A 14,144-nucleotide genomic window follows, 5' to 3' on the forward strand; every position below is an offset into this window, starting at 1 on the left:
AAGATGCTAAAAACATTTATAGAAAGACCGGTACTATCTACCGTAATTTCGATAATAATAACCATATTGGGTGTTTTGGGGCTAATGTCCCTGCCCGTGGAGCAGTATCCTGAAATTGCTCCGCCTACCGTGCAGGTATCGGCAACCTATACCGGTGCCAATGCCGAAACGGTACTGAATAGTGTGGTAACACCACTGGAAGAAGAGATAAACGGGGTAGAGGGTATGACGTATATGACCTCTACTGCGGCAAACGATGGTTCTGCAAGTATAAACGTATACTTCGAGCTTGGTGTAAACCCTGATATTGCTGCGGTAAACGTACAAAACCGTGTGGCGCGTGCAAACAGTAAACTACCTTCGGAGGTAGTGCAGACAGGGGTTACTACTGTAAAAAGCCAGAACAGTGCCTTAATGTTCCTTTCGTTATACTCTGATAACCCTGAGTTTGACGGGACGTTTGTACAGAACTATGCTAAAATAAACCTTGTACCTAAATTACAAAGGGTAAACGGGGTAGGGCAGGTAAACGTATTTGGTGGTATGGACTACTCGATGCGTATTTGGATTGACCCTGAGAAAATGGCGGCATACGGTATTGTACCGAGTGATGTACAGGCAGCACTCCGTGAGCAAAACGTAGAAGCAGCACCGGGTAAATTTGGTGAAAATGCCGAAGGTGTATATGAATATGTAATTAAATACCAAGGTAGACTTGGCGAAGCAGAACAATATGAAAATATTGTAATTAAAGCAACGGGCGACGGTAACTTCCTTCGCTTAAAAGATGTAGCAAAAATAGAACTTGGCGCACTTAGCTATACCTCTAAAAACTTTGGTATGGGTAACCCGGGTGTGGCAATGGGTATTTTCCAAACATCAGGCTCTAATGCAAATGATATTATTGAAGAAGTACAGAGTATACTGGATGAAGCAAAACCAAACTTCCCTAAAGGTATAGACTATGTAATACCGTTTAACACTAAGGCTTTCCTTGATGCTTCTATAGATAAAGTGGTACACACCCTTGTAGAAGCCTTTATACTGGTATTTATTGTAGTATTCCTTTTCCTTCAGGATTTGCGTTCTACCTTAATACCGGCTATTGCAGTACCGGTAGCTATTGTAGGTACATTCTTCTTCCTTAACCTGTTTGGCTTCTCTATAAACCTGCTAACACTGTTTGCAGTAGTCCTCGCCATTGGTATTGTGGTGGATGATGCCATTGTGGTAGTAGAGGCGGTACACGCCAAGCTGGACGAAGGCGAAAAATCAGCTAAGAAAGCAACCCTTTCTGCCATGAGCGAAATTACAGGGGCTATTGTATCTATAACCTTAGTAATGTCTGCCGTATTTATCCCCGTATCGTTCCTTCAGGGACCATCAGGAGTATTCTATCAGCAGTTTGCCATTACTCTTGCGGTAGCAATTCTTATATCGGCAGTAAACGCATTAACACTAAGTCCTGCATTATGTGCTTTATTACTTAAACCGCATGATGATGAACACCATGGTAAAAAGAAAAACATTAAAGACCGTTTCTTTAATGCCTTTAATGCCGGGTTCGATAGTATGAACCGTAAATATACCCGTTCATTAGGCTTTTTAGCACGTAAAAAATGGATTTCTGTAATAGCATTACTTGCCTTTACAGGTGGGGCTTATTATTTAATGACCACTACACCTTCAGGGTTTATACCAAATGAGGATAGAGGTATTATTATGAGTGACCTTACTATGCCTCCGGGTACAACGCTTGAGCAAACTCAGGAAGCAGTAAACCAACTGGATAGTATTATTACCAGTATTCCTGAAGTAGATGCACGTATGAGTGTGGTAGGTTTCAGTTTATTAAACAGAGTAAACGGTGGTTCGTATGCGTTTACCGTTATTAAACTAAAAGACTGGTCGGAGCGTGAAGGCGAAGGACAATCAGTTGATGCTATTGTAGGGCAATTATTTGCCCGTACAGCAGGATTTAAAGATGCCCGCCTGTTATTCTTTACCCCGCCAAGTGTACAAGGTTTTGGTACAGCAGATGGTTTTGAACTGAAACTGCAATCTACAGGCGATGATGACTGGGCAACGATAAGTAAAACAGCCAATGAATTTTTAGGAGCGTTAAGCCAACGACCTGAAATACAATATGCCATAACCAACTTTAACCCTAACTACCCACAGTACCAAATGGATGTGAATATAGAAAGGGCTATGGATGCAGGGGTGTCGTTAAGTACTATATTCAACACTATGCAGGGTTATTATGGTGGATTATATACTACAGACTTTAACCGTTTTGGTAAACAATTCCGTGTAATGATTCAGGCAGAACCAAGCGAAAGAGCTGACCAGAAGTCTATAAATGATATTTACGTTCGTAATGCCGACGGGCAAATGGTTGCTATTAACCAGTTTATCGACTTTAAGAGAATATACGGTCCTGAGGCAGTAGCAAGGTTTAACATGCTAAAAGCAGTTAACGTAAACGGTAAGGCAACCCCGGGTTACAGTTCGGGTGATGCTATTAAAGCCATACAGGAAGTTGCTGCACAGCATTTACCACGAAACTACACCTACGAATTCTCGGGTATGACACGTGAAGAAATTATAGCAGGCGACCAAACCATATTGGTATTCCTGTTAAGTTTAGTGTTTGTTTACTTCCTGTTAAGTGCACAATACGAGAGTTATATATTACCGCTATCAATTTTGCTTTCTCTCCCTGTTGGTATAGCCGGCGCCATTGGTTTTGTAAACCTTGCCGGGCTGGAAAATAACATTTATTTCCAGGTAGCGCTTATAATGCTTATTGGTCTTTTGGCTAAGAATGCCATACTTATTGTAGAGTTTGCGCTACAGCGCAGGCGACACGGTATGGGCTTGGTAGATGCTGCTATTGAAGGTGCAAGAGCCCGTTTACGACCAATATTAATGACCTCGTTTGCCTTTATATTCGGTCTGCTTCCGCTGGCATTAGCCAATGGTGTAGGGGCTGTAGGTAACCGTTCTATAGGTATGGGTGCCGTAGGCGGTATGCTTGTAGGTACCGTATTCGGGGTATTTGTAATACCAATACTGTTTGTAATCTTCCAGTCGTTACAGGAAAGAATTTCAGGAAAACCAAAGGAAGACGAAACTGAAAATACTGTAGCATAAAAAAGTATGAAAATGAAATTAAAAGGAATATATAAAATACCTGTTGTTGTAATAGCCGGGCTGCTTATGCAGTCTTGCTTTACAGCAAAAACATACAAGCGCCCCAACGTACAGGCAGAAGACCTGTACCGTACAGAGGTGGTAGCGCAGGACAGTGCCTCTATGGCAGATATTTCCTGGAGAAATATGTTTACCGATCCTGTTTTGCAACAGCATATAGAAAAGGGGCTTGCTAATAACTTTGATGCCCGAACAGCTATACAAAATATAGCTGCTGCCAATGCTTACTTAAAGCAGGCTAAAGCGGGCTATGCTCCGGCGCTTAATGCTAATGCAAACTGGACGCACCAGGAATTTTCAAAAAACAGCCAGTTCGGGTCATTCTTTAGTAGTTTAGACCAGTACCAGCTAAGCGGAGAACTTTCGTGGGAGGCTGATATATGGGGGAAAATACGCAGTAATAAGCGTGCAGCAAATGCTACCTACCTGCAAACCATTGCTGCCAATCAAGCAGTTAAAACGCAGGTAATAACCAGTATTGCCGACACCTATTACCAACTGCTTTCGCTTGATGCAAGTTTAGAAATAGCCGAAAAAACACTTGAAAACCGAAATGAAAGCGTAGAAACAATACTGGCACTAAAAGAAGCCGGTAGTGTTAATGAAGTAGGTGTAAAACAAACCGAAGCACAAAAATACAGCACGCAGCTTATTATAGAAGACCTTAAAAACAATATTGTTTTAATGGAAAACTATATGAGTCTGCTACTGGGCGAAGCGCCGCATGAAATTGAGCGTACTACACTGGAAGAGCAGCAGCTTAACCCTGAAATAAAACTGGGGTATTCAGCATCGTTACTACGTAACCGACCTGATGTTGTAGCTGCCGAGTATGGTTTGGTAAATGCTTTTGAGCTTACTAATGTAGCTCGTAGCAATTTCTACCCATCACTTACACTTACTGCTTCGGGAGGTTTCCAGGCATTAGAGCTTAAAGACTGGTTTAGTACCAACTCATTATTCGCTAATGTAGTTACAGGGCTTGCACAGCCAATATTTAACAGAAGACAGATACGCACGCAATATGAAGTGCAGAAAACTGAGCAGGAAAAGGCGTATATAGAGTTTGAACGCTCTTTAATAACAGCCAGTCGCGAGGTAAGTGATGCACTTGCTAATTATAACAACGAAACCCGTAAACTGGATATAAGAGAAAAGCAGGTAGACGCTTTAGGTAAAGCTGCCGATTATTCTGATGAGTTATTGGATTATGGTATGGTAAACTACCTAGAGGTGCTTACTGCGAAAGACAATGCGCTTAATAGCCAATTAGAACTTGTAAATAATAAATACCTGCAATATCAAGCTATTATAAACCTATATAAGGCGCTTGGTGGCGGATGGAAATAAAAGCATTTTTCCAATAGGATTAATAATTGTTAGTTTAGTTGAATTATCCCCGATGCATTTTGTGTCGGGGATTTTTTGTTATTTCTCTTCCTGTTTTTAGTAATTGTATTATTCTAGCTGTAGTTATCTGAATTTTGTATCTTTTTACCGCCTAATTTGCAGTATACATGAATGATAATGATAACGGAATGAATCCTGTACAATTGCCGCAACATAACAAGCCTCTGTTAATTGAGCCTTTAGACTATACTAACCCCTATAACTACCACAAACCGCACAGGCACGATTATTTTGAAGTAATACTGGTAAAAAATGGTGAGGGCAGGCAGTATATCGATTTTCAGGAATATAAGATGTCAGGCGGGCAACTATATGCCATATATCCCGGGCAAATACACCTTATGCAGCGCAATTCGGCAAACGGCTTATTAATACAATTCAGGAAAGATGTTTTTAAATACCTGCAACCCTTAAAACACTATCAACTTTATTTTCCCGAACAGGTTTTTAACTTAGACGATGAAAATTTTAATCACTTGTATGAAGTAGCCGAACGCATGATGCGCCTGCTGGAAAATAAGGAACTAACAACTTTTGCGCATCATAAACTGTACAGTTATTTGCAAATAATACTAATATCGTTACCGGAACTGCACGATGCGAAATCAACTATGCTTACTACCAATCTGGCAACCGAGTTCCTTTCACTATTGCCCCAGCACATTACTACACTTAAAAAAGTATCAGATTATTGCAGCCTTATGAGTTGCAGTACCGATAAACTTAACGAAGCCTGTAAAACAGCTTTGGGCAAAACACCACTTAAGTTAATACATGAAGAGTTGATGCTGGAAATAAGAAGGCTTATGCTACTGGATAAACTGTCATTAAAAGAAATAGCTTTTGAACTTAATTTCGACAGTCAGGCGAATTTTAGCAATTTTATAAAAACACAAAGCGGTCTTACGCCATCCGGTTTGCAAGCCGCTACACTTCAAATTTATAAGTAATTCAGGTTTTTTCATAAATAGCTGGTAATGTGTAGGTGTTATCTTTACATTATTGCTAATTATAAAAATACATGCTATGAAAAAAATTATTTTAATACTCAGTTTATTTTTGTTGTTTAATTACAATGCAGTTGCGCAATGCAGTGAGCCTACTGCGCTGCCTTATGTAGAAAATGCAGAATCTGCTACTGTGCCGGAACTTCCGGAATGTATGTATAGCGCTAATAGTACTTTTGCTTCTGACGAAAATTTTGAAACAGTACAATCGGTAAACGGATTTGATGGAAATGTGTTTGCTTATAGCAGCGCTATTGCTGAAGGAATGCCCGAAGATATAGAAACCGGAGTTATTTTAGGGCTTACTCCTGTAACATTTAATTCTGCCAACTCGTATACCATTTCGTATAAATACGCGATGAGTACTGCCGAAGGTACTATTAAGGCGATTAATGTTTTGATACGCATGGGAGAAGAAAGTTTCTACCTTCCTGCACATGAAAATGTAGAGGCGGGATTAACCCCCTCTGTCTATACTTCAGCGCCCTTTACAGTAAATGAAAGTGGAATATATACCATTGCATTACAAATACAAATGGCCGGCGACCAGGGCTACCTTTATATGGATGATATAATAGTAGAGGAAGCACCTGCCGCATCAGCTAATCAAAATGTTTCGGAAAGTTTAAAGGTATATCCTAACCCGGTGCAAAATGAAATATATATTAATAACGCTGATGGTATTAATACACTGGAATTGTATACCGTTACAGGGCAAAAAGTACTTTCGCAACAGGTTGTCGGCAGTACTGCAAAAGTAAATACTGATGGTTTGAGTGCAGGCATTTATTTATTAAAAGCTCTATCAGGCGAAGCCCATAAAACCATAAAAGTTATAAAGAAATAGAGATTTAAATAGTTTATTTATTAAAAGCTCCGCAATACTCTTGTTGCAGAGTTTTTTTGCTTTAGCGTTAAAAAACCCAAAGTATAAGCTGCATAATAAGTACCATTATAAAAATACCTACAACCATGTGGATAGTTGATTCTCCCTCAACATGCTCATCTATAAGCTGTCCGTTTTTACGGAGTTGTATTTTTACGCCAATGGTTTTCCAGAACACAAAAGAGGTTAAAACTTCGTAATTATCCTCTTCTAAACTAAACTCGTGGCGTGTACCGAATAATGAATACTTTTCCGATACTGTTTTACCGTTTACAGTAATAGTTTCTTTACCTGTATTACTATTATAAACAGTAATATTGGTTTGGTCTATAGTAAAATCAGTAGCCGTCATAGTTCAGTTAATTGTTATTCAAAGTTAGTAATTTTAGGCTAAAAATTAATCTTAACATAAAATATCTCTGAATGTTTTAGCAGATAGTATAAGGTCTTCGAATTTAGATAAAAACATATTGCTTTTTCGGTGTTTAATAAATAAAGCTTGTAGTTCCTGTATAGTTAGCTTTTTGCCTGTATACTCAAAAACCAATTGATAACTACAAGCAAAAGGGTTTACACGTTGCCAAAAACCTCTTTTCCTCACGCTTTTTGCTATAAATACATATCCCAGTTTATCAACAAATTCATGGTTAAAATAAAATACTTCAAAATACTTTACTTTAGTTATATATGGAACATCAATGTAAGGTTCGTTACTTTTAGACCAAGTTTTGAAAGTAATATCAAGCGCAGGGTAGGTAATTTCTTGTTTTAGCATACTATGTTTAAATCGCTCTAAAAATAATAATTATATTTTCCCCGTTGTATAATAAAACCAACCTTTATGAGAAACCTGCTTACATTGCTACTGTTTTGCTTTACACTGTTTTGCACTGCCCAAACAAAGGGGGAGTTAATAAAGGAAATTTCCAAAACAAATTCCTTTCACGATAAGCAAATAGGTGGAGCTTCAGGTATTATAAGCCCTCAATACAGCAACTTTAAAAAATTAAGAGGGATGATTACCGATGAAGAGTTGGAAGCGCTTACCCATCATGAAAATGCAGTAGTAAGGCTATATGCAAAACAATGGATGATTAATGAAGGCAAAGGAGACTCTGCACAATTTTTTTTGGAGGAGATAGAAAAAGATGAATTTGTAGAAACTTTTAGTGGGTGTATTTTGAGTGATGATAAAACCTATTCAATAGTGTATCATAAATATTGGGGTAAAATCAGGATGGAAGCTTTAGAACCCTTTGATTATGACTCCCAACAAGGAAAAGCAGCAGTAACAGAAGTTTTTAAAGAAGATAAAAAAATGCAGGAGTTGGACAGTATAGTCCTATATACTGATAAGCCTTTGTTTTGGTTATTGTACATTAGGGCTTTCGAGAATAGAAAGTTTAATGAAAAGCACTTACCCCAAATAAAGAAACTGGCTTTTGAAAAGCATAATGGTTATGCATTTAAATATTTATTCAACTACTATATGCCTGAGCTAAAAAGTGAAATGGATGATTATTTTAATGGTGAATTTCTTAAACATACATTTGAAAGTAATGATGAGGTTTTTTACCTGAATGAAATATTAGTTTTATTGTTAGAAACAAAAGATAAACACTACAGGGAAATAGCTGTTGCCAAGTTAAAATCAGATAAGTCTTGGGAGCAAAGGAGCGCTTGGTTTCATAACAATATAATCAGTTATTATAATATTGAATTATAATTAGCTTACTATTTTCAAATAATTATAAGAAAATAATCTTATAAATTATTATCTTGCACCTGTAAACAAGGAGGGCAGGATTATGAAAAAGGAAACTATAAAAGGGCAGGGTGCAGTAAACAATGTACACAATCACTTTAACAAAAACCGCTATGAGCAAAGCATTTACCAAGATGATTTCGAGGAAGACATAGCCAAAACACAGGTTATAGAAGTGTACCCCAAAAGCATAGTAAACAAGGTAAAAAGTCCTGATCTTTCCATGGCATATTCCATGAATCCCTACCAAGGGTGTGAGCATGGGTGTGCCTACTGCTATGCCCGCCCCACTCACGAATATTGGGGGTACAGCGCAGGAGTAGAGTTTGAACGTGTAATACTCGCCAAGAAAAATGCTCCCGAACTATTGGAACAATTCTTTAAAAAACGAGGTTATGTGCCTGAACCGATTATGCTGTCGGGCAATACCGATTGTTACCAGCCTGTAGAACGTAAACTACAAATTACCCGTAAGCTACTCGAAGTGTTTTTGGAATACAGACATCCTGTGCATATACTTACTAAAAATGCGTTGGTAATTCGGGATATTGATATTCTAAAACCCTTAGCCGAGAAAAACTTAGTAACCGTATCACTCAGCATACCCACTATAAACGAAGATTTAAGGAGAAAGCTGGAACCAAGAACGTCATCGGCTAATAACAAACTCAAAGCGATAGAAACCCTTACCCAAAACGGCATACCGGTACATATTATGGTTGCCCCAATGATACCGGGTTTAAACACTATGGAAATACTACCCATTACCAAAGCCATAGCCGAAAGGGGGGCGTTGGCTTTCGGGTACACGCTGGTGCGCCTTAACGATACGGTAGAGCCTGTTTTTAAAGATTGGGTAACGGAGCATTATCCCGACAGGGCAAGTAAGGTATTAAACCAAATAGCATCGATGTATGGTGGTAAACTGGGCGAAAAACAGGTTATTAAACGCCAAAGGGGAGAGGGTAATATTGCCAACATGATACACACTACGTTTAAAATAGCCCGACAAAAGTATTTCGCTAACAGGGCGTTACCAAAAACCACCACAGCACTTTTTGACGGTACAAAAGGAGAGCAGTTGAGGTTGTTTTAGTTACTGTAAACTGTATATTTGGAAGCAGAAATAAAAATTCCATCTTTATGGACAAGAAAAAATCATCAAAAGTAGCCCTATACTTAATTGCTTTATCATTAATTCTTTTTGTTGTCAGGTTAATCCTAATGGCTACTCCTTCAAAATCAACAACAATTGAAGACGACTTACACAGATTAAGAAACTTTACTCAACAAAATAGTGTCAATGATGATATTTATAATTCAGACAATCTTTTATCACAAATTCCTGACCAATTACCAACAGACTCTTTGTCAAGAAATACATTTATTAAGTTGCCCATTTGTGAAAGTTTGGAAGGCTTTGATGTTAAAGGACCTATAAAAGAGCTTATGATTTATAGTCTGGGGAGTTGGGGCGATAATGCTGATAGTGTAAGAGATAAACAAGGAAATGTTTTCTATTTATCAAACAGAGTTATGTTTCATCATACGGGTCGGGTTATGAGCGAGTCAAAATATGGATATAAATATTTTTTTGACGCTAATGATAACATGCTAATGGCTGATTTAAATGGAGATGTAAGGAGGTATTATTATAACAAAGACCATTTGCCTCTTTATTGTGTTATTTATGATAAAAATTGGGAAGATCTTCATTTTGAAGAAGTCCATTTTTTTGAAAATAATTATGCCACTGACAGGACAGAAGTAAAGACTAAGATGTTTTTTTATGAAGATGCAGAAGTATACAGTGATTATGCTATATATAATTTCAACGGAGATGTTGTATACCAACGATTCTCTTCATTAATAGATAACAATGACTTAGAGTCCTTATACGAATACCAAAAAATTAATCGAAAGCAGTTTTTAAAAAAAGAAATTCAAAAAGCAAGAGAAGGTCGGGCAAAGCTTAATGAACTTTATGAATATGATAGTAAGGGCAATGTACTTAAGAGTTATATAAATATGGGGCCTGCTGAAGGAAACCTAACCGAAATAACCTATTTAAATGACAATGAATATAAACAAACATTGTATAGACTGAAGGGTTCTTCCATTACTGACCCTTTTGTTTATCCTTATAGAATTTATTTATCAGAAACAAAAGTGACCCTCGATAATAAAGGAAATATACTTACAAGAGAATATAAAGACAGTGATTCGCATTCCTTTGATGAGTTTGAAAGTGAATATGACCAGTATGGCAATAAAACATTTTTAAAGCACTACCAAAGTAACATTAGTTCAAATGATACCGTAAAAGCTGAACGTACTCTAAAGTCATCTTATATTTATAAAATAAAGTACTATAAAAAGGGAGAAAAAGCCAAGCCTTATATTCCTAACTTAAATAACAAGCGTGAAATGTATAATAAACGAATTATTGACAGTATTCAAAAAGTAATATTATAACGGTGTTTTTATCTTTGAGGACTGCTACTGTAAACTGTTTATTTAGAGATAATATCCTCAACAATCATATCCGCATGTACACGGCTGTTTTCTATAAACCATTTGTGCGTTTCCAGCCCGCCGCAAACCACACCAGCAAGGTAGAGCCCTTTTACGTTGGTTTCCATAGTGTCGGGGTTATATTCAGGCGTGCAGTTAATACCCGATGAAATATTTACACCTGCCAGTCGTAAAAAGTCAAGGTCAGGGCGGTAGCCCGTTAAGGCAAGAACAAAATCATTCACAACACTAATAGCACCTTCAGGGGTTTTAATGTCTACTGAATTTTCATGTATTGCTGTTACTTCCGAATAGAAATAAGCTTTAATACTGCCTTCCGCTATACGGTTTTCAACATCGGGTTTAATCCAATACTTTACGCGGTCGTTAATCTCGCCTTTGCGGATAACCATAGTAACATCCGCCCCTTTTTGCCAGCATTCCAGCGCAGCATCAACTGATGAGTTATTAGCACCAATAACCAATACTTTTTTAAAAGCATATTCATGTGCTTCGCGGTAGTAGTGGCTTACTTTGGGTAAATCTTCACCCGGCACATCAATATAAATGGGTATATCATAAAAACCTGTTGCAATTACAACATTTTTGGCGGTATAGTCCCGATTTTGAGATGCTATAGTAAACGTACCATTTTCCTGTTTTTTAACACTGTTTACCCTTTCGTATAAATGGATGTTGAGATTAAAATGACGTTGTATGTTACGGTAATACTCCAACGCCTCCTGCCTGCCCGGTTTGGGGGCAATACAGCTAAACGGAATATCGCCTATTTCCAGCTTTTGGGCGGTGGAGAAAAATGTCATGTACAATGGGTAATTGTACAGGCTGTTAACCAGTGCGCCTTTTTCCAGTATCAGGTAGTTGAGTCCTTTTTGTTGTGCTGCTATGGCACATGCCATGCCTATAGGTCCTCCGCCTATTATAATTAAATCGTATATCGTAGTGGGATTTATTTGTTTTTCCATGTGTAATATGGGGTATGGCTAAGGGAAGCGTTATAATAGCGTTCATCGCCTGTTACTTCCTTACCCAGCCATTGGGGTTTTGTGTACATTTCGCCTTCTGTTTCCAGCTCTATTTCGGCAATAACCAGTCCTTCGTTATCACCAAAAAACTCATCTACTTCAAAGGTGTGTTTACCCTCTTTTACCTCATACCGAATTTTATCAATAACACCTTTCTCGCACAGGGTGAGGAGTTGTTTTGCTTCGGCTACGGGTATTTCGGTTTCCCATTCCATGCGGGTAGTACCGCTTTCGTTGCTTTTGCCTTTTATGGTAAGGTAACCTTTATAGCCTTTTATGCGTACACGCACAGCACGCTCCGGGTGCGAGTTAAGATACCCTTGGCTTATTCGACTCTGACTAAAAGCTTCTTGCTTATAGCTGTCGTTTAGTACTAAAAATTTGCGTTCTATTTCGTTCATAAAACAGGGTGTAGAAAAGTAACTGCAAGTTACGGATTTTAGCTTATTTGATTAGATGTTTGTACGCTAAAATTGTAATAAATTTATTACGCTTTTCCAAGCTTTTGTATTACATCACTGGTTATTATAGTATCCAGGTATTTGTTGTTGGCAAGCCATAGCATAGCTTTGGCTATAGTGGTATCAGTAATACTTCTATACTTTTTAGCGCTACCAAAAAGTAAAGGGTTGATAAACTTCATAACAGCAGTACCAATTTTTTCCATAATGCGGGTTTCTTTCCGCTCCGCCACTATTAACGATGGTTGCAGTATATAAGTATGATGTATTCCTTCATCCAGAACCTCATGTTGCATTTCACCTTTAATACGGTTGTAAAAAATAAGGCTGTTTTCATCTGCCCCCATTGCCGAAATTACAATGAAATTGTTTATACCGTTAGCTTTTGCCAGTTTGGCTGCTGTTACAGGTATACCGTAGTCTATTTTCCTGTATTTTTTCTTTTGTGGTGTTTTTGACTTTGTAGTGCCTATACAGCAAAAAACGTCATCTCCGGTAAATATATCGGCATAATTTTCCAGTTCAAAAAGGTCTATTAAGTGCTCCTCTATTTTGTTGTGGTGTATGTCACACCCGCTTCTGGAAAACAATTTAACTTTACTGTACCTTTCGTCTTTTAAAAGGAGTCGTACCAGTTTACTTCCGGTAGCTCCTGTACCCCCTAACACAATTGCTTCCTTTGCCATCCGCTATTTCATTTAATATATAAATATACAGTATTTTTGTAATATGGAAACCCAAATGCCTCAGCGTAAAATAATTCATGTTGATATGGATGCATTCTATGCCTCTGTAGAACAGCTGGATAACCCGTCGCTTAGGGGTAAACCCCTAGCTGTGGGCGGGGGTGAAAAGCGGGGGGTAGTCTCGGCAGCCAGTTACGAAGCCCGTAAGTATGGCGTGCGCAGTGCTATGAGTGGTTACCTTGCTAAAAAGAGGTGTCCGCACCTTATTTTTGTAAAACCGCGCTTTGACCGTTACCGTGAAATTTCGCAACGCATCCGTAAGATATTTTTTGAGTATACTGACCTTGTGGAACCGCTTTCGCTGGATGAGGCGTACCTTGATGTTACCCAAAACAAAAAGGGAAACCCAAGCGCAACTATGATAGCGCAGGAAATACGTAATCGTATTTTTGAGGAAACAGGGCTAAGGGCATCGGCAGGGATTTCTATTAATAAGTTTATTGCTAAGGTGGCGAGTGATTTTAACAAGCCTAACGGGCAGAAAACAGTAACGCCTGATGAGGTTCCTGCTTTTTTGGAGGAATTGGCTATTAATAAATTTCATGGGGTAGGAAAGGTTACTACGGAGAAGATGTATAAACTGGCAATTTTTACGGGTGCTGATTTAAAAGCGAAAACGGAGGAGTTTTTAGTGCAGCATTTTGGTAAAGCGGGTTCGCATTACTACAATGTGGTGCGGGGTATACATAACAGTCCTGTAAAACCTGACAGAATTGCCAAGAGCGTAGGGGCAGAACACACCTATGGTGAAAACCTTGTTTCAGAGGTTTTTATGGAGGAAAAGTTACAGCAAATTGCTGCGGAACTGGAACGCCGACTGAAGAAGAAAAAAGTATCAGGGAAAACAGTTACGCTAAAAATTAAATACAGTGATTTTACGGTGCAAACCCGAAGCAAAACATTGTTATATTTTATTAACGACAGCAGCCTGATTATGGAAGCTGTAAAAGAATTATTGTATCAGGAAAAGCTAAAAGAGTCGGTGCGTTTACTGGGTATATCACTCTCTAACCTGAATACTGATGTGCGGGAAAAAGGTAACGATAAAAATAAAAAAACAGTAGCAGTGCAGTTACAGTTTGAGTTTTAAAGC

13 protein-coding genes are annotated in these 14,144 nt (G+C 38.3%); 8 read left to right on the plus strand and 5 right to left on the minus strand.

Translation table 11 applies throughout. From position 1 onward, the window contains the following. Positions 1-3 precede the first annotated feature (3 nt). From IEW45_RS13015 to IEW45_RS13030, 4 genes are all read left to right on the plus strand, one after another. Positions 4-3,156, plus strand: coding sequence for an efflux RND transporter permease subunit (locus IEW45_RS13015; protein WP_188621700.1), 3,153 nt, complete (start codon positions 4-6; stop codon positions 3,154-3,156). 12 nt (positions 3,157-3,168) lie between these two features. Beyond that, entirely contained in the window at positions 3,169-4,566 is a 1,398-nt protein-coding gene (locus tag IEW45_RS13020) for an efflux transporter outer membrane subunit (protein ID WP_188621701.1), read from the plus strand. A gap of 167 nt (positions 4,567-4,733) precedes the next feature. Further along, positions 4,734-5,576 (plus strand): helix-turn-helix domain-containing protein, encoded by an 843-nt coding sequence (locus tag IEW45_RS13025; RefSeq protein ID WP_188621702.1) that lies wholly within the window; start codon positions 4,734-4,736, stop codon positions 5,574-5,576. A 76-nt stretch (positions 5,577-5,652) separates the two neighbouring features. Further along, positions 5,653-6,480, plus strand: coding sequence for a T9SS type A sorting domain-containing protein (locus IEW45_RS13030; RefSeq protein WP_188621703.1), 828 nt, complete (start codon positions 5,653-5,655; stop codon positions 6,478-6,480). Positions 6,481-6,547: 67 nt separating this feature from the next. Here the strand turns inward: IEW45_RS13030 and IEW45_RS13035 are convergent, their stop codons facing one another. Further along, positions 6,548-6,871: a hypothetical protein gene (locus IEW45_RS13035; RefSeq protein ID WP_188621704.1), complete on the minus strand. Its 324-nt coding sequence runs from the start codon at positions 6,869-6,871 to the stop codon at positions 6,548-6,550. Positions 6,872-6,922: 51 nt separating this feature from the next. Continuing rightward, complete coding sequence (locus IEW45_RS13040; RefSeq protein ID WP_188621705.1) at positions 6,923-7,294, minus strand: hypothetical protein; 372 nt, start codon at positions 7,292-7,294, stop codon at positions 6,923-6,925. A 66-nt stretch (positions 7,295-7,360) separates the two neighbouring features. Between IEW45_RS13040 and IEW45_RS13045 the strand changes: the two genes are divergently transcribed. The 3 genes from IEW45_RS13045 (at position 7,361) to IEW45_RS13055 (ending at position 10,759) form a co-directional block, all read left to right on the plus strand. Then, positions 7,361-8,245, plus strand: coding sequence for a hypothetical protein (locus IEW45_RS13045; RefSeq protein ID WP_188621706.1), 885 nt, complete (start codon positions 7,361-7,363; stop codon positions 8,243-8,245). A gap of 82 nt (positions 8,246-8,327) precedes the next feature. Then, positions 8,328-9,380: a PA0069 family radical SAM protein gene (locus IEW45_RS13050; RefSeq protein WP_188621707.1), complete on the plus strand. Its 1,053-nt coding sequence runs from the start codon at positions 8,328-8,330 to the stop codon at positions 9,378-9,380. Positions 9,381-9,427: 47 nt separating this feature from the next. Next, entirely contained in the window at positions 9,428-10,759 is a 1,332-nt protein-coding gene (locus tag IEW45_RS13055; RefSeq protein WP_188621708.1) for a hypothetical protein, read from the plus strand. Positions 10,760-10,797: 38 nt separating this feature from the next. On the opposite strand, the gene IEW45_RS13060 is transcribed toward IEW45_RS13055, so the two are convergent. The 3 genes from IEW45_RS13060 to IEW45_RS13070 all read right to left on the minus strand — a co-directional run bounded on the left by IEW45_RS13060 (position 10,798) and on the right by IEW45_RS13070 (position 12,991). Continuing rightward, on the minus strand, positions 10,798-11,784 hold the full coding sequence (locus tag IEW45_RS13060) for a YpdA family putative bacillithiol disulfide reductase (protein ID WP_188621709.1): 987 nt from the start codon (positions 11,782-11,784) through the stop codon (positions 10,798-10,800). Then, positions 11,769-12,245 carry a CYTH domain-containing protein gene (locus tag IEW45_RS13065; protein ID WP_188621710.1) on the minus strand — a complete coding sequence of 159 codons (477 nt, stop codon included), beginning with the start codon at positions 12,243-12,245 and terminating at the stop codon, positions 11,769-11,771. Before IEW45_RS13065 ends, IEW45_RS13060 begins: the two co-directional genes overlap by 16 nt. An 86-nt stretch (positions 12,246-12,331) precedes the next feature. After that, complete coding sequence (locus IEW45_RS13070; protein WP_188621711.1) at positions 12,332-12,991, minus strand: NAD(P)H-binding protein; 660 nt, start codon at positions 12,989-12,991, stop codon at positions 12,332-12,334. 43 nt (positions 12,992-13,034) lie between these two features. Here IEW45_RS13070 and dinB point away from each other — a divergent pair, with 43 nt between their 5' ends. Then, complete coding sequence (gene dinB, locus IEW45_RS13075; protein ID WP_188621712.1) at positions 13,035-14,141, plus strand: DNA polymerase IV; 1,107 nt, start codon at positions 13,035-13,037, stop codon at positions 14,139-14,141. Positions 14,142-14,144: the final 3 nt, after the last annotated feature.

This window comes from Flavobacterium suaedae (genome assembly GCF_014642915.1).
Classification (GTDB): Bacteria; Bacteroidota; Bacteroidia; order Flavobacteriales; family Flavobacteriaceae; genus Flavobacterium; species Flavobacterium suaedae.

Coding starts and splice junctions, on each gene's coding strand:
- IEW45_RS13040 (WP_188621705.1), bottom strand. CDS start 7,294: ATGCTAAAACAAGAAATTACCTACCCTGCGCTTGATATTACTTTCAAA.
- IEW45_RS13025 (WP_188621702.1), top strand. CDS start 4,734: ATGAATGATAATGATAACGGAATGAATCCTGTACAATTGCCGCAACAT.
- IEW45_RS13050 (WP_188621707.1), top strand. CDS start 8,328: ATGAAAAAGGAAACTATAAAAGGGCAGGGTGCAGTAAACAATGTACAC.
- IEW45_RS13070 (WP_188621711.1), bottom strand. CDS start 12,991: ATGGCAAAGGAAGCAATTGTGTTAGGGGGTACAGGAGCTACCGGAAGT.
- IEW45_RS13020 (WP_188621701.1), top strand. CDS start 3,169: ATGAAATTAAAAGGAATATATAAAATACCTGTTGTTGTAATAGCCGGG.
- IEW45_RS13060 (WP_188621709.1), bottom strand. CDS start 11,784: ATGGAAAAACAAATAAATCCCACTACGATATACGATTTAATTATAATA.
- IEW45_RS13065 (WP_188621710.1), bottom strand. CDS start 12,245: ATGAACGAAATAGAACGCAAATTTTTAGTACTAAACGACAGCTATAAG.
- IEW45_RS13055 (WP_188621708.1), top strand. CDS start 9,428: ATGGACAAGAAAAAATCATCAAAAGTAGCCCTATACTTAATTGCTTTA.
- IEW45_RS13030 (WP_188621703.1), top strand. CDS start 5,653: ATGAAAAAAATTATTTTAATACTCAGTTTATTTTTGTTGTTTAATTAC.
- IEW45_RS13015 (WP_188621700.1), top strand. CDS start 4: ATGCTAAAAACATTTATAGAAAGACCGGTACTATCTACCGTAATTTCG.
- dinB (WP_188621712.1), top strand. CDS start 13,035: ATGGAAACCCAAATGCCTCAGCGTAAAATAATTCATGTTGATATGGAT.
- IEW45_RS13045 (WP_188621706.1), top strand. CDS start 7,361: ATGAGAAACCTGCTTACATTGCTACTGTTTTGCTTTACACTGTTTTGC.
- IEW45_RS13035 (WP_188621704.1), bottom strand. CDS start 6,871: ATGACGGCTACTGATTTTACTATAGACCAAACCAATATTACTGTTTAT.